A 16,315-nucleotide genomic window follows, 5' to 3' on the forward strand; every position below is an offset into this window, starting at 1 on the left:
TCCTAAATAGTTTATACTATAAATAACTCTTAAAGTAATTATAAACTAATGAGAATAGAGAATAATTTCAAATTCAAAAAAACCTTACCCTTTATAAGGGAAAGACTTACTTATTATTTTAAGAGGCGATGTAGCTTTACGGTATTGATTATTCTCATTAATAAGTATCTCATGAAATCTTACTATCAATTACTATTATCATTTTCATTATGTTTCATATGTTATAGTCAAGAAGTTCCAGAAATAAACATTGCATCTCCAACCGCTTTTGAATTTACTAAGTATGGGGATATATCAACTAATGAAAATACAGGAAAAATAAATGCAGCTATTCCACTTTGTGTTCTTGAATCTGGTAATCTACAATTGCCAATAAGTCTTAGCTATACTGGTGCAGGTGTAAAAGTAGATCAAATGTCTAGTTGGACAGGAATAAACTGGAACTTGAATGCAGGTGGTGTGATTACTAGGATTGTGAAAGATGAACCTGATGAAAACTTTGTTTCTGAAATTAACTCTAGTAGAAGAATACTTTATTCAGCGAATGATTTGAATAATATGGATTTAAGTGTAGGGAGTCAAGACTCGCAACATTTAAATATTATTGAAACAGGATATTATGATACCCAAGCAGACCAATTTAACTTTTCCTTTTTAAATTACTCTGGAAGCTTCTTTTTAGACGAAGACTTTAACGTTCATCTTGCAAATAGTAGTGAGCCAATGAAAATTGAGTTTGTTGGAGGTGTACAATATAGTAACGTACAAGATATTATTATAACTACTAAAGATGGTGTTAAATATTATTTTGGCGGGCAATATTGTGAACAGACTAGAACAAGGAATAGTGTTAATATTACTGCTACTGAGTATTATACTACCTCTTACTATTTGTATTTAATTCAACATCCTTTTCTAGACACTATTTCTTTTGAATACTTAACCGAGGCTAGTGATAATTATGATATTAAAATAGGAGAAAGTGAATCAAAAGAAGTAATAACTGGGGGTAATGCAGGTAGATTGTGTGGAGATGTTAATCTAAGCAATAATGGATATAACTATTCAGAAACTTATAATAAAATATATGATGGTAAATATTTACGCCGTATTTATGCCAGCAGAACTAATCAAGAAATTATTTTTCATTCAACAGAGGAAAACGTATTTGGGCATTATAAGCGAAAGCTTGAATCTATTGAAGTTAATGACAGTTTTGTGCCAGAAAATGAAAAAAAATTCACCTTTCAATACACTATGGCACCTTCACGTTTTTTCTTAGATAAAGTTTCTTTTTTAAACAGAAATGATCAATTTTTATATGATTATAAATTAGAATATGATAATCCTTTAGGGTTGCCAGATAGATTCTCCAAAGCAAAAGATCATTTGGGCTATTACAATGGTAAAACCACCAATACGACTTTATTGCCTCAAAATGATGATTATCATCTTAGTAATGCAATGGGGGGGAATCTGGCTAATAAAGATGCCGATATTAATTACGCTAAAAAGGGAAGCCTTGTAAAAATTGAATATCCCACTGGTGGTTTTACGGAGTATGAATACGAGGGAAATAAGATAAAGATAGATACATACAAAAACATTAATCTTAAGGTTTATAATGATCTATCTACAATGTATCCAAATGCGTATCCAATTCCTGATACAAAATTGAGCCATACAGAAATTTTGGTTGGAGACTTCCCCAATTTTGATATGGCAAAAACACATTCAGCTCTAATAAAAATTAACGCCACTGCTCAGGGAAATATTAATCACCATTACAAAGTAAGGGTTATTATTGATGATTTGTCTAATCAAACTCAAACAGTGAAAGAGTATTTTTTGGAGCATGATGTATATAATTATTCATGGGCTTTTGAAACTACTTTTTTTAAAGACAGGTCTTATCGTGTAACACTAGAGTTGGAAACAGATCCTCAATCAAGCAATTCATATCCTGTGGATGTAAATTTAAACTTTTCGCATATTAATGGTAGTAGTATTGAGGAAGGATTGGGGGTTAGAATAAAAAATGTTAAGAATTACACTGAAACTAATGTTCTATCTAATACCCAAAGGTATTATTACAATACAATAGATAAAGTTTTTGATACTGATGCTATTCCTTCCCCAATCAATTATTGGTCAACTTACATTACTAATAGACATTTAGTTATCTGTTGTTCTTTTGTTGGAGATTTAGGAACTTTTAGTGATTTTCCAATATATGATACATATAATGCTAAAAAATTATCTTCTGAAACTCTATATTCCCTGTTCCCTTCTAGCGATGGACCAATACATCAGTATGTTACTACCAGCTTTGGAGGAGATAATTTTGAAGGAGGAGGAGTAGAAAAGAAATTTTTAAACCGCCTGAAAGTAGGTACTCTTAGTTACTCTTTGGGTAATGACTTACCAAGTGCTCAAATTTATGAAACCAACAAGTCAAATCAAGATATTTTTAATGGTAAGGTTGTTGAAGAGAAAAGTATATTAAACAAAAATGAATCATTATACATAAACCAAGTTACCAAAAATAACTATGTAGTACCAACACCATTTCATATTGACAACATGGTTTTGCAAAGAGCATATGATGTGTGTGAATTACAAGAAAGTAATTTAAATAGTTTATCGGGTGTTTACATTGGTTTTTATAAAACTTATGAAAACGAATTGCAGCTTGAAAGCAGTGAATTTACTACATATGTTGATCCTGTGCCTTTAACAGATTTTGAAAATGAAAACAACTATGATAAAGTTGTAGCAACTACCAGTTACGAGTATGAAAGCTATGTAGGGCAACCCACAAAAATTACAACAACGACAAGTAACAGTGATGTTGTTTTGGAAACAAAAAATTATTATGTTGATCAGATAACACAGTTATCAGGGTTAACAACAGACCAGGAAAATGCTTATAATACATTAAAAACAATGCATCGTCTGTCTGATATTTTACAATCTGAAAATTATCAAATTAGAAGTAATAGCACTTCTGAATTAATATCTACTCAAAGAACATTATATAGAAATTGGAATGGAGGAGGTTTAGTATTACCAGAAATTATAAAAGTATCTAAAAGTGGCAATACATTAACTAATAGAGTTAGATTTTATGATTATACAATATATGGTGATTTATTGCAGGTTTCAAGAGAAGGTGGGAATTTAGTAAGGTATGTTTATGACCCTAATTCTCATGTAATTAGAAAAATAGAGAATTACGACACTTCAATGAACGAACCGCATTATGGCACCAACAGTTCCTCACTTTGTTACCATCAAAATCAACATTCAAATTCAATGGTAACTTTATATAATTACATTGGTGATTCAGGACTAATTGAAAGCATAGTTGATCCTAAATGTCAGAAAACAACTTATGAGTATGATAGTTTTAACAGATTAGAATATATCAAGGATTCAGACGGTAATATTTTAAATAAAAAGGAGTATAACTACAAACAATAACCAAATATAGAAAAACGATGAAAAAATTAATATATATTTTAGTTATGTTTTTTCCAGTATTAGTTATTGGGCAGACCCCCACAGAGAATTACATAAAAACCACAACATATCAAGTTGAAACTACTACTGGATCTGTGTTAGCTGATGAAAAAATAGAAAGTGTTACCTATTTTGACGGTCTTGGTCGTCCCAAACAAATTGTATCCGTTGCGGCAGGCGGTAATAAAGAAGATATAATAACCCATATAAACTACGATGAATTTGGAAGGCAAACAAAGGATTATCTGCCATACACCGACGGATCAGGAAATTTAGATATTAGACCAGGAGATATCGAATTAGAAACTAAAAACTTCTACAATACTTTAAAGTATGAAAATACTCTAAATCCCTATTTGGAAAAACATTTTGAGTCCTCGCCCTTAAACAGGCTTCTGGAACAAGCCGCCCCAGGAGCTGATTGGGCACTTAACGAAAGTGTTACGCCAACCGATACCAGTGATGATGATTTAGACCACACCATAAAATTTGAGCACGGAACCAATACAGATGCAGATATGATACGCCTTTTTGAGGTTGATTTATCCAGCGGGTCACCAACATTAGTAGAAAGTGGGGTTTATCAACCTAATGAATTGTACAAAACTATTACCAAAGATGAAAATTGGAAACCTAATACCAGTTATTCAAAAAATCATACATCAGAAGAATATAAGGATAAGCAAGGGCAGATTGTCTTAAAACGAACTTATAATAACAATAAATGGCACGACACTTATTATGTGTATGACGATTATGGTAATTTAACCTTTGTGCTCCCTCCAGAATTGCTTACTTACAATAATATTGCACAGCATGCTTTTGATATAAATGGATACTATGATGAGTTTTATAATGAACCATCTCCTTTTTTCAATGGGTCAACTCAAACAGTAATTTATTTCGAGGCGAATGTTTACTCTAGTGGTTTTCATATGTACATAGAAATGTATAATAACATACCAGGGCCCATAGGAGTGCCTTTTAAAGACGGAAAACTAGCAGATTCAAACTTTAATCTCATACCAGATATCACCTTAGGGGATATTATGGATGGGAATGTATCTGCTGCAACAGTTTACATGCAAGACGGAGATATCTACATTGATTCACATGATGTTGTAATTTCAAATAGTGATATTTATTTTAGTGTATCTTTTGATATAGAAGACTTTCAATCCACATTTTCACCTTTAGCTATAAATCCAAATGATTTAGACAAACTGGCTTATCAATACAAATACGATGAGCGTAATAGGCTTATAGAGAAGAAAATCCCTGGAAAAGGAAAAGAATATATCGTGTATGATAAATTGGATAGACCGGTATTAACGCAAGATGCCAACTTATTAGCCATTAATAATCCCAATTTATCTGATAACCAATGGTTGTTTACAAAGTATGATGTTTTTGGTAGAGTGATATATACTGGCCTTTATAATAGTAATTTAGACAGGGCTACGTTACAAGGTTTTTTTAATAATAAAAGTGCTTCAGAAAATTATGAAGTTAAGGCAGATCCTGGTGATATAGGATTTGAAGGTATTTATTATTATAATAACAATTTTCCATATTCTAATTTAGAAATATTAACGATTAATTATTATGATGACTATACTTTTGATAAAGATGGAATGTCACTTCCAATAAACTATGAAGGGCAAACCGTTATAAATCATAATAACAACAATAAGCCTTTAACCAAAGGCTTAGCAACAGGTAGCAAAGTTAAAGTTTTAAATACATCACCTACAAAATGGATAACAACAATTACGGGTTATGATACAAAAGCACGCCCAATATATGTAGCCAGTAAAAACAACTATTTAGAAACTACTGATGTTACAGCAAGTAAATTAAATTTCACAGGTGCAGTTGATAAAATGGAAACCTATCATAATAAACAATCAACTACTGTTATAACCAAAGATTTATTTACTTACGACCATATGGGACGATTAACTAAGCAAACGCAAGAGTTAAATAATACAAATGCGTTAGAGGTAATCACAGAAAATCACTATGATGAGCTGGGACAATTACAAAGTAAAGGCGTAGGTGGTAGTAATACCAACAGACTACAAAACGTAGATTATACATACAATATAAGAGGTTGGTTAAAAACCATAAACAACCCTATTAATTTGGGTAACGATTTGTTTGGCTTTGGATTAACCTATAACCAACCTGAAGTTACTGTTACTGGTAGTTTAACTCCGTTATATAATGGTAATATTAGCCATACTTTTTGGAAAACTAATAATGAAGACAACCGATTAAAAGAATATAGATACAATTACGATGCATTAAACAGGATTATTAACGCACATTCTTCTGAGGCAGGAATTAGTACATATAAGTATAATATGTATATTTATGGATACGACCGAAATGGAAATATAGAGAGAATGGTACGTAGGATGCCATCAGATTTAAATGATCCACTAAAAACATGGTATAGCTCTACAACGATGGATGATTTAACCTATAGTTATGATGGCAATAAATTACTAAATGTAAAAGATGGTATAGGTTTAAGCGCAACAGGTATTGAAGGCTTTAAAGATGGTAACGTAAAAGAAAATACAGGTCTTGATGATTATACCTATGATGCTAATGGTAATATGGTCAAGGATTTAAACAAAAGTATTGGCACTACCACAACCAACGGTATTACCTACAATCATTTAAACCTTCCTGATGAAGTAAAATTTGAGAACAATAATAACAAAAAAATTAAGTACATTTACGATGCCACAGGTGTAAAACTTAGTAAAGCTGTTTATAACAATAGTAGTACAGCAACTACTACATATTATGCAGGCAATTATGTTTACGAAGGTAGTTCTTTGAAATTCTTTAACCACCCTGAAGGGTATGTAGATGCTGAAAATGGTTTTGATTATGTATACCAATACAAAGACCATTTAGGAAATGCAAGATTGAGCTATAAAGCTGATGATAGATATTTACAATTAAATTATGATACATTTGATAGTGGATTAGCTGATTGGAATGGAGTCAGAGTTAATGAAAATGGTCGTTTAAAAGTTACAGTACAGAATCAATATACTGGTACGGGTAAACATCTTATAGAGCCATTTAATGTAGGAGAAAAGGTTCATGTTAAATTAGATTTCGATAAATACACTACAACAGTGCCTATAAGATTAATTGTTAATGAAAGAGATGCTAATAATAATAGCATTGGGTGGTATTTTGTAGCTAATGCTGAAAATGGTACTTTTCAAAGTTCACACACAATAGTTAATTCTAATGTAGCAAGAATATATGTAAAGTTTGATATAGCCTCAAGTATTGCCTCTGCTACTCAGTTTTATGTAGATAATATAGTTATCAGTAGAGGGGAATTTGAAATACTAGAAGAAAACAACTACTATCCTTTTGGACTTAAACATAAAGGGTATAATGGGAATGTTGGAAGTACTAATATTGCGCTTAAAAGAAAATTCGGTGGTAAGGAGTATCAGGATGAGTTAGGATTAGGTTGGTACGATATTACGGCTAGGAATTATGACCCTGCGTTGGGGAGATGGATGAATCTTGACCCGTTAGCTGAAAATGGGCGTAGGTGGTCACCATATAACTTTTCGTTTGATAACCCTGTTTTCTTTCAAGATCCTGATGGGATGTGGCCTTTTCCTAGTAGTGGACTTTTGGGATATCTGTTAAAGACGGTCAAGAGGACTTTAGGTAATGTTAAGGATGGAGATAATTTAGCTGTTGCACATTTAAAATCAGTAAGGGATGACCCAGTTATTGAAAACCTTGCTGATGAACTTCCAGGAGCTGGAGAAGCTTTAGATATTTCTAAAGGGAATTATGGTAGTGCAGCATTAGGGATAATACCTTTTGGAAAAAAGATAAAGAAGGGAGTAGAGTTAGCTTCTGATGCATTAAAAACTACAAAAAAAACAAGTAAGGCAGCTAGAAGGGAAGCTATGAGAGAAGCTGGAATACCAACAAGTCAACCACTTATTCCAGATAAAGCGACTAAATCTAAAGATAAGGTATTTTTAACAAGAGATAAGAAGAGTACCGTTCAAGATGCAAAGAATGATGTAAGTCACAAAGGAGAGCCCCATTGGGAAGCTGGACCAACAAAGAAAGATGTTAACTCTCCTGATGGTTTAAATCGAAGTGGAAATAATAATAAGCCACAAATGGGGAAGCCTAAATCTAAAGCTGAATATGACGAATAAATTAAACATTTTAAAAAGAAAACAAAAAGGAAAACTTAAATTAAAGGCTTATAAGCTATTGTTTAAAGAATTCACTAAGCTTGAATGGATTGATTTAGAAAAGTCTGATTTAATCTTAAAAGAATTAAATAAAAAAGGGTTACAAAAAATTGTTAAAAGAACAGAGTTCATTAATTCAGATGAAAATTTTATTGAATCTGATTTATTGAGAGAAGTATATCTCAAGCTTGAAGATGGTTCTTCTTGTTATATGTTTACTGATGATTTTGAATATTGTGGAATGTTTGAAGTAGATTCCAAGGAAGCATTTGAAAATGCATTAAAAATTGCAAAATTAGATGAAAACAATACTTGCTTTATTTTAGATACTAACTCTGGTTTTTCTTTTACTATAAATTTCTATGATGACGCTCACAATGATTATCCGTGTAGATTTGATATTCAAAGAAGGTAGTCGGTCAAATTAGTTGATATTAAATATTGTTATTCTAACTAATTGATAATCAATTAAAATTCAATAGAAACAATTAAAATAAAGGGTATACTTTGGTATATCCTTTTTGTTTTTATAGTCCGATTTTTTGATGTCAATTTGGTTATTTCTGTTATTGTTGAGTAATGAAAATAATGGTTTTGTGGTTGAAAAAGACAGTGTTTATCTAATCGACATGTTTCGGATTACCTTTCATGTAAAGATTTTTTGAAACCACTATATCATTAGTATTAAAAGAATAATCTAAATTTAGTTACGGAAAAATTACGGATTAATTAGAGCTCTAATTTTCAAATTAGATTTTTTTTATATGCAATGGAATTAATATTTGTTGTGTGCAACAAACCAAAAAAATAGTTTTTTTAAAAAAGGAAATTAGTAATGTATCGTTCTTAACGAACGAATAAATCCCCAAAACAGAAGATACAATTCCTATAATTGTCAATAAATCCATTACTTCAAATATACGAAATTATGTTAGATATGAATTTGATACGCTATTCCTCAATTAGTTGAAAGAACTCTGATATTTTAATCTCACGAGCTTCACATATTTTTTGAAGTGTTTTAACTGGTATGCGATAACCGTCTTTTTCTTTTACAATTTTACGAACAGTTTTCTCGTCAATATTATGATTGACAGCAAATTTACTTTTTGATTTAGCTTTTGATATCCATTCATTAGCTATGTAATTACAAATTTTCTTGTTTATGTCAACCATATAACAAAGAAATATTTTGATACACAAATATTTCGGACGATAACCCGAATAAAGAAATGTTTTCCTATATTTGAAACACCAAATTCAATTATCATGGAGAATACAACCAAATCTAAATCCGAAAACGAAAACTATTGGGGCTATATTCTATTTTCAGCATTAACACTAATCTGTACGTTAAACTCAGGCAATATTTATAATTGGTTCACTAATGAGAACTATTCTAACCAAAACACAACGCAGCAAAACACTACAATACAGAATGAAAGTAAATCTAATACTAAATCTACAAGTAGTTATTGCTCACTATCATCTTCAGAAACCTACAATTATCTCATTGACACACGCTCGTTTACCTTAAATGGTAACGGCTCTGTTCGGTTTACCAAACGTTTTGACCACGCTAGAGACAAATGGATTGAGGATAAAATTATTATAACTAGTGGCAACTATAGATTAGAAGGTACATGGCAAGTAAAACTTGGCAACCTAATCACTATAAAAAATTATAGAATAATTAGTGGCTCTTTTGATGCCTCAAATAATAGTCCATCACGTGGAATGCTAAAAATTGAATGCAATGGTAACCTAAAAGGTGTGTTACATGACCGAAACGGAAATATGATTGATATACTCATTAAGAAATAACCATAAAACCTCGGCAATCATCCAAAATTAGAGCTTATGCGACCACTTCTAAAACTACCTAACGCCATACTGTTTTTGTTCCTAATAATGCCTATAATCAGCTTTATAACGTTTGTGTTTATGTATGCAAATGATAAGAATATTATTAGTTTTCCGGTTTCTATTTTAACCGACATATTTATCTTTCTTCAACTGTTTTCATTGTTATTTTTTGCTAAAGAAACCATCACCCAAATAAAGCTTTTTAAGCTATCTAAAACATTAAATATAGTACTGCCTATATTGTTATTTATTTCTATCTCAATCGTTCATTTATCGCTTAAAAAGGCTTTATTTCAATCTAGTATTTCAGAATTAAATGGATTTGAGAAAAGTTACATTTCCTATCTAACCCAATTTAAAACAGGTATCTATTTTGTTATGTTTGGATTACTGATTTTTAGTTATTCTAGTATAGCCAAACAATTAAATAAAATGAAAAATACAAACGTAGTTTCTAATTTTTTTAAATTATGTTTTACACCATTGTCTATTGGTTGGTTGAAACGAAATATAATCTAGTATTGGATTAATTAATAGTCTCTCAAGTATTTAAGACCGATGGAAATACATAATCCTATCGGTCTTTTTTAATGCATTTAAAGCCATCAATTTCGCTATTGATGCAAGTAGTTTAACCATACAAAACAAGTTCTAAGAATAGCCCTCAAGGGGGTTGAGCGCAATCGGGGGTTCTAAGAAGGTACGGTTGAAGATGATGTTTGTTTTTTATTTAAAATAGTATTGAAATGGTCTGCAAGCAACATTATATCAGTTGGAGCGTATAGCTTTTAAATGATTTTTATAAAATTTATAGTAATTGGTTGATACCAATAGAATTCCAGTTGGAGTGTGTGAATTTCTCAAATTAATTTTATAAAATATATTGGTATTGGTTACAATTAAAACTGTACCAGTTGGAATGTGTGATTTACAATTAAAAAAAAGAAACCTAGATTCAAAGTCATAAATGATATTTCAACGTAACCACAAGTGAAGTTGAAAATGTCATTTTGATATTGTATTATTTATATATACTATTCTTATAATATATTATTCTAATAAATAGTTATTCTAATACTGTGTCATTTTCGAAGGCTCAAAAAAGAAATCTCAAATTCGTATTCACTAACTATTTAATTTTTTTCTATCTGTACTATATTATCAATATCTAACTTTTATAGTTGGATAATTATAATAAGATTTTAAAAAAAAAATTAAAAAGATGGAAAATGAAAACGACATCCAAGCCCGGAATGAGGGACAATTCATTCGATTATTTAATAACGTAAGACGTAATACCAAGCTAAATGCAAAAAGTAAAATGGTATTATCGCATATCATCAGTTACCAATTACAAGGTAAAGAATTCTATATGAGTAACGAAGGCATAGGCTATGAATATGGTTTTAGTGAATCAACAGCAGCCAGAGTTGTAAAACTGTTAGAACCATATCTAAACAAACGTAAGGAATACGTTCAGCTAAAAAAAGGAGAGCAAGTTATTACGATAAGATACTTGAGTGTAAAAGATTTAAAAAAGTGGGTAGCATCAAGTGTAATAAATCAAAATGTAGTTTCACCAAGTGAAGTAATACCAAATGTAATAAGACCTGATGTGGTCGATTTTACTAAAACCAAAACTATGAATGAGTTATTGGATTTAGCCAATACTCATTTTAAAAACCATGGTGAGTTTCAATCATTTGTAGCTAGAAATGAAGCAGTATATCAACATTTCCAAAAGTTAGATTTAAGCAAAGTATAATGTACCAAATGTTCCTTTTTGAGGTAACTAGTGGGGGTGTGAAGCACCACGTTTATAAAACCAAGGATATTCTAATTATATGTAATACATTAATAATGAGCTTCAAACATAGGTAGTCCCCTCCCCGAGGATCGGGAAGGGGTACCATTTATGTTAATTAGCATTTGTCCACATTACCGCTCTTATATATAGATATGGGCAGAATCATATAGTTTCAATCGGAGTCATTCATAAAGTTTGTATATGTTTTAGCAAACTAAATAAAAAGCTCCTTGTTTTTTTAACAATTGTGATTAATGATACTATTTATTATTAAAGAAACCTTATGAGATTAATAGTAACCACAACACAGTTTGATTTATTGTTAAAGCAGCAAAAACCAAAATATCCTTTAAATTTCGATTATAAGGTAGCCCCAGTAGTTTTAAACATTTTAAAAAAGTACCACCCATCAGAAGTTAGCAAATGATAAAATATGTGATATCACGTCTTTGGTGAAGCTATTCCCAATTGCGTGTGTAGCTGGTGTCTTTTTAAGTATATCTGAAACATAACCTATTGGTAACGTCTGGCATTGCTCCAGTTCCTGAACCGTAAATAATCTATATAAAGATTTAACTTCTTCCAACGGCATCGGGTAAATGCGTTTAAGCTTTTCTTTTTTAGGTAATTCAGCAAATGACTTATCATGGAAAACTACTTGACCAATGCTCCTTTTTAAATACCTAATAAGACCAGCTTTGGTATAAGGTATGTTTTTGGTGAGAATCGCATTTGAAAATTTTCTGTCAAAAAAACCATCTTCAATATAATCTTGTAATGAAATGTTTTTGTCTTCAGGTGCTACTACATTAGGTATATTGGTCCAGTATAATCTGGACCTATTACTACAGCTAACTAAATTTGAATTTATTTCAATTGGTTTTACACCTAATAAATCAGAAATTATATTTCTATCTTTCGTAGGCATAGATTTTACATTTTCCATAATGTAGAATTTTGGCTCTACCTCTTTCAATATCCGTAAGGCTTCATAGAATAGCCCTGAATCTTCAGAATCCAAACCTGTTGTTCTAGAGGCACGATTTAAGCTCGAAAGCGACTGACATGGCGACCCAAATACCATCAGGTCTATATTTGGTAATGTAGTACCGTCTATATCACATACATTGCCCAATTGAATTGTATTTGGAAAATGATGTTGTGTTAATTTTATGCAATTTTTATCGATTTCGCTTGCATAATAGTTGACGGGAATGTTTAATTCTTTTAATGCTAATTGTGCTACGCTAATTCCGTCAAATAGCGATAGCACGTTAATTCCTTTTTCAATATTCATAGAGTTGTTTCTCTATAAATATTTCGTCAGGGAACAAAGTCCTTGTTAAATGAAAATTTGTATCAACAAAACTCTACAAACCCTTTAATGACGGGATTTTACGGATAAAAAGTTTTTTCCGCATTATAACGGGAAAATGAAAAAATGCTGGTGTAATTCAAATTGTCCTTCCATATTTGTTGAACAACCTTCACTTTTTTCAATATCAGAAGGATAAAAAAATAAACCCAGTAATATCAACACATTCGAGAGGTTTTAAACAAAAAGAAGTATAAACAAGTTTCACTTAGGTTGAAAATCATCAAAAACGAAACACAAAAACGAAAATTATGAGTTTACTTGGTCAGAAGACACGTGCAGATTATATCCAGTGGCAGGATATGCAATCAACAGTTTTAAAACTAGAAAGAGATGGTGAGTTAAAATATGCCCTATTAATTGCCGTAGGTAGTTATGTTGGGTTAAGGATTTCTGATTTGAGAATCTTAAAATGGAATAATGTTCTAAATAAAGAATATCTTAATGTCATAGAAAAGAAAACCAAGAAAGAGCGTAAAATTACTATCCATCCAGATTTACAGGAAATTATACAACGTATATATGCTAAAATAAACCCAGATGTGAATCAGTATATGTTTGTTAACAGGTTCGGAGAAAAACCAGTAAGCATTCAGCATATCAACCATAAATTAAAAGAAGTTTTTAAAAAATATGGTGTTGAAGGTAGGATATCATCACACAGCCTCAGGAAAACACTATCACGTCAGATATGGGAGAAAAATGGCTGTTCTGATAAAGCACTATTGTTACTGTCAGATTTACTAAATCATAGTTCTGTAACAGTTACTAAGCGATATTTAGGAATTCAGGAGCAAGAAATCAGCAATTTATATTTAAGTGTATAAAAACTACAGTAAGCCCCTTGAATAATGGGGTCTTATCTTTTTCAGTATAGAATTTCAAATATCATTTTTGTTGTAAAATCATGTTTTTATTGAAAAAATCTTGGATAATTCGATTATTTCCGTTATATTTGCATTGTAATTATGAAAAAACAACAAATTATATATAAATGGAAGTAAAAGAAAAACATTGGTCAAGTGAACTTTTAACCGTATTTGGGTTATGGCTTTGGGAGAAGGGAGAATATGGACATGCTTTAATGTGTATTCATGGACCACAATGGGGTTTTAAAATAGGGCATCAACTAAAGATTACATGGGAAGATTTACTGCATGATGATGACCATGAAGCCAAAGTTAAGATTGCCATAGAAACAGATGAAGACGACAATTATGACCGACCAATTATTGGAATTACAAGGCAATCAATAGAGTTGGCGTATAAAGCAGTTGAATTTGAGTATTGGGATGACCTAATTTATAAAAATTATAAAACAGGTAGACCTCTAACCACTTCTACGCTAAATAGAGAATTACAAAAATTTGCTACTGATTTTTTAAAGGAAATGGAAGAAATTATCGGAGCAAAACTTCATTTAAAACCATTGAAATCTAATGCATTTCAAATTGCATGGGCGTTAAAAAATCTTGAGAGGTATTATTATTCTAAAAAATGCTTTGTGGAGATTTCAAAGTTTATGGGGCATCGTACTTTAAAAGATACAATAGCACTATTAGAAGTAGAACCTAATGATAATATAGTTTTTAGCTTCAGCGAAGTTTTTAATGACACACAAATGAATTCAGACATACTAAGTAATAAGGCTTTATTGCAGTATTACATGGGATATGCATTAAATATAAATTAGATAAAAATGAAATATAATAAGTAATTAAAAAACAAAAGTCCCGATGGCGGTCGGAACTTTAGATGTTTTTAAATTATTACGTAATCGGTTAAAATTAAATAATAAATATGTTAAACAAAAGTATGGAAAATACTTTGAACAGCAAGGGCTATACTGTTCAAAATTCCAAAAAAACACAGGTAGTCTCAACTCTCAATACGGATAACAAACTCAATTTTTTCTTTAACTATGAAGATTTAGAGATACAAATTCCGGGTGGACTCAATGATGAAAGGCATGACCGCATGCAGGTAACTGTAAAAATCAATAAAAAAGATAGTTACAATCCTATACGTCATAGTATCAATCTTTTTGGTAATACCGAGCTAGAGAAATTTATAATCAAGGTATCACATCGATTAGAAATAAGTGATATAACTATCCGTAGAGCGTTTATAAAATTAACTGATGCTTTAGAATCGTATCGGTTGGAAACTCAATCCCAAGAAGCAGAAGAAGACACCCACGATTTTGAGCTAACAGAAGAAGAACACAACGAAGCTGAATCATTACTAAAATCCGATGATTTACTAACCAAAACCAATAACCTAATTGATGCCAGTGGTTTTATAGGTGAAGAAACCAACAGATTATTAGCATATCTCATATTTACGTCCCGCAAAATGGACAATCCCCTGCATTGCATCATTCATGGGTCTAGTGGTTCGGGTAAAACGCACATGTTAGGTAAAGTAGCAGAATTCATCCCAAATGAAGATAAAATAGAATTCACCCAATTATCAGCTAATGCTTTTTATTACTTCAAACAATACCAGCTTAAGAATAAGTTAATCCTTATTGAAGACATGGACGGTGCTGAAGATGGACTGTTACCACTACGGGAATTACAAACCAAAAAACGTATTTCAAAAAGCATCGTGCATAAAGGTATTGGTGGTATCGGTAAAACAAAAAACTTAATTGTAGAAGGTCCAGTATCAGTAGCAGGATGCACCACCAAAGAAAGTGTTTATGAAGATAACAGTAACAGAAGTTTTCTGTTATATGTAGATGAAAGCGAGGCGCAGGATAATCGTATTATGGCATACCAACGTAAACAATCTGCTGGTAGAATTAATGTAGATACAGAACTGGAAGCAAGCAAGATATTACGTAACATACAACGTATTCTAAGACCTGTTAAAGTAGTTAATCCATACGCTGAATACTTAGAGTTACCACGAACTGTTTTCAAGCCTAGGCGTACTAATATGCACTATCTACAATTGATTGAGGTTATAACATTTTACAACCAATACCAACGAGAAGAAAAGTTCGATGAATCTAGTGGTGAAGCATACATAGAAACAAGTTTAGAAGATATTAAACTAGCTAATACACTTATCAAAGATGTGTTGTTACGCAAGTCAGACCGCTTAAATGGTGCAACGAGGGATTACTTTGAAAAACTTAATGAGTACCTAAAAGAAAGGAATACCAGTACCTATAACAACCAAGAAATAAGACGTGAATTCAGAATAAAAGAAACCACACTTAGACGTTATCATGGATTACTAGAAACCGAAGGTTACATTAAAAAGCGACCAGATATTAAAAGTATTTCAGATAGTTACGAAGTGCTAATCGTGGATGAATTCCAAGATTTAGAAAATACTATTGATAAAGCATTAAAACTGTGTTTAGACCTCGCCACCTCGCCACAGGTTCGCCACTCCAATAATGGCGAACTTAAAACACAGGAAACTAGTAAATTAACTCAAACTCGCCACAAATCTCAAAACTAAAGGAAG

General features: G+C 31.4%; 11 protein-coding genes. 9 read left to right on the forward strand and 2 right to left on the reverse strand.

Annotation, left to right across the window (positions count from 1 at the left end; all coding sequences use genetic code 11):
* Window positions 1-171 precede the first annotated feature (171 nt).
* The 3 genes from Q0772_RS05325 to Q0772_RS05335 are packed head-to-tail and all read left to right on the forward strand — an operon-like array spanning window position 172 to window position 8,199.
* Window positions 172-3,483 (forward strand): hypothetical protein, encoded by a 3,312-nt coding sequence (locus Q0772_RS05325; RefSeq protein ID WP_298341122.1) that lies wholly within the window; start codon window positions 172-174, stop codon window positions 3,481-3,483.
* Between the two features lie 17 nt (window positions 3,484-3,500).
* Window positions 3,501-7,745: a DUF6443 domain-containing protein gene (locus Q0772_RS05330; RefSeq protein ID WP_298341124.1), complete on the forward strand. Its 4,245-nt coding sequence runs from the start codon at window positions 3,501-3,503 to the stop codon at window positions 7,743-7,745.
* The gene (locus Q0772_RS05335; RefSeq protein WP_298341126.1) at window positions 7,735-8,199 is read left to right on the forward strand and encodes a hypothetical protein; all 465 of its coding nucleotides are present in this window, start codon (window positions 7,735-7,737) and stop codon (window positions 8,197-8,199) included. Before Q0772_RS05330 ends, Q0772_RS05335 begins: the two co-directional genes overlap by 11 nt.
* A 536-nt stretch (window positions 8,200-8,735) precedes the next feature.
* On the opposite strand, the gene Q0772_RS05340 is transcribed toward Q0772_RS05335, so the two are convergent.
* Entirely contained in the window at window positions 8,736-8,960 is a 225-nt protein-coding gene (locus Q0772_RS05340) for a helix-turn-helix domain-containing protein (RefSeq protein ID WP_298341128.1), read from the reverse strand.
* Between the two features lie 93 nt (window positions 8,961-9,053).
* Between Q0772_RS05340 and Q0772_RS05345 the strand changes: the two genes are divergently transcribed.
* From Q0772_RS05345 to Q0772_RS05355, 3 genes are all read left to right on the forward strand, one after another.
* Complete coding sequence (locus tag Q0772_RS05345; RefSeq protein ID WP_298341130.1) at window positions 9,054-9,608, forward strand: hypothetical protein; 555 nt, start codon at window positions 9,054-9,056, stop codon at window positions 9,606-9,608.
* A gap of 120 nt (window positions 9,609-9,728) precedes the next feature.
* Window positions 9,729-10,169 (forward strand): hypothetical protein, encoded by a 441-nt coding sequence (locus tag Q0772_RS05350; protein WP_298341132.1) that lies wholly within the window; start codon window positions 9,729-9,731, stop codon window positions 10,167-10,169.
* A gap of 703 nt (window positions 10,170-10,872) precedes the next feature.
* Window positions 10,873-11,415 carry a hypothetical protein gene (locus Q0772_RS05355; protein ID WP_298341134.1) on the forward strand — a complete coding sequence of 181 codons (543 nt, stop codon included), beginning with the start codon at window positions 10,873-10,875 and terminating at the stop codon, window positions 11,413-11,415.
* Between the two features lie 451 nt (window positions 11,416-11,866).
* Here the strand turns inward: Q0772_RS05355 and Q0772_RS05360 are convergent, their stop codons facing one another.
* Window positions 11,867-12,730, reverse strand: a complete 864-nt coding sequence (locus tag Q0772_RS05360; RefSeq protein ID WP_298341136.1) for a DNA cytosine methyltransferase — start codon at window positions 12,728-12,730, stop codon at window positions 11,867-11,869.
* A 353-nt stretch (window positions 12,731-13,083) separates the two neighbouring features.
* Here Q0772_RS05360 and Q0772_RS05365 point away from each other — a divergent pair, with 353 nt between their 5' ends.
* The 3 genes from Q0772_RS05365 to Q0772_RS05375 all read left to right on the forward strand — a co-directional run bounded on the left by Q0772_RS05365 (window position 13,084) and on the right by Q0772_RS05375 (window position 16,309).
* A complete protein-coding gene (locus Q0772_RS05365; protein WP_298341138.1) occupies window positions 13,084-13,659 on the forward strand; it encodes a tyrosine-type recombinase/integrase in 576 nt (191 codons plus the stop codon).
* 167 nt (window positions 13,660-13,826) lie between these two features.
* Window positions 13,827-14,525 (forward strand): hypothetical protein, encoded by a 699-nt coding sequence (locus Q0772_RS05370; RefSeq protein WP_298341141.1) that lies wholly within the window; start codon window positions 13,827-13,829, stop codon window positions 14,523-14,525.
* A gap of 122 nt (window positions 14,526-14,647) precedes the next feature.
* Window positions 14,648-16,309, forward strand: coding sequence for a hypothetical protein (locus Q0772_RS05375; protein WP_298341143.1), 1,662 nt, complete (start codon window positions 14,648-14,650; stop codon window positions 16,307-16,309).
* Window positions 16,310-16,315: the final 6 nt, after the last annotated feature.

The organism is uncultured Algibacter sp. (genome assembly GCF_947490405.1).
Classification (GTDB): domain Bacteria; phylum Bacteroidota; class Bacteroidia; order Flavobacteriales; family Flavobacteriaceae; genus Algibacter_B.

What these genes read in the sequence shown, in the direction of transcription:
- Q0772_RS05340 (WP_298341128.1), bottom strand. Translation starts at nt 8,960, where the DNA reads ATGGTTGACATAAACAAGAAAATTTGTAATTACATAGCTAATGAATGG.
- Q0772_RS05370 (WP_298341141.1), top strand. Translation starts at nt 13,827, where the DNA reads ATGGAAGTAAAAGAAAAACATTGGTCAAGTGAACTTTTAACCGTATTT.
- Q0772_RS05325 (WP_298341122.1), top strand. Translation starts at nt 172, where the DNA reads ATGAAATCTTACTATCAATTACTATTATCATTTTCATTATGTTTCATA.
- Q0772_RS05350 (WP_298341132.1), top strand. Translation starts at nt 9,729, where the DNA reads ATGTATGCAAATGATAAGAATATTATTAGTTTTCCGGTTTCTATTTTA.
- Q0772_RS05365 (WP_298341138.1), top strand. Translation starts at nt 13,084, where the DNA reads ATGAGTTTACTTGGTCAGAAGACACGTGCAGATTATATCCAGTGGCAG.
- Q0772_RS05330 (WP_298341124.1), top strand. Translation starts at nt 3,501, where the DNA reads ATGAAAAAATTAATATATATTTTAGTTATGTTTTTTCCAGTATTAGTT.
- Q0772_RS05345 (WP_298341130.1), top strand. Translation starts at nt 9,054, where the DNA reads ATGGAGAATACAACCAAATCTAAATCCGAAAACGAAAACTATTGGGGC.
- Q0772_RS05335 (WP_298341126.1), top strand. Translation starts at nt 7,735, where the DNA reads ATGACGAATAAATTAAACATTTTAAAAAGAAAACAAAAAGGAAAACTT.
- Q0772_RS05375 (WP_298341143.1), top strand. Translation starts at nt 14,648, where the DNA reads ATGGAAAATACTTTGAACAGCAAGGGCTATACTGTTCAAAATTCCAAA.
- Q0772_RS05355 (WP_298341134.1), top strand. Translation starts at nt 10,873, where the DNA reads ATGGAAAATGAAAACGACATCCAAGCCCGGAATGAGGGACAATTCATT.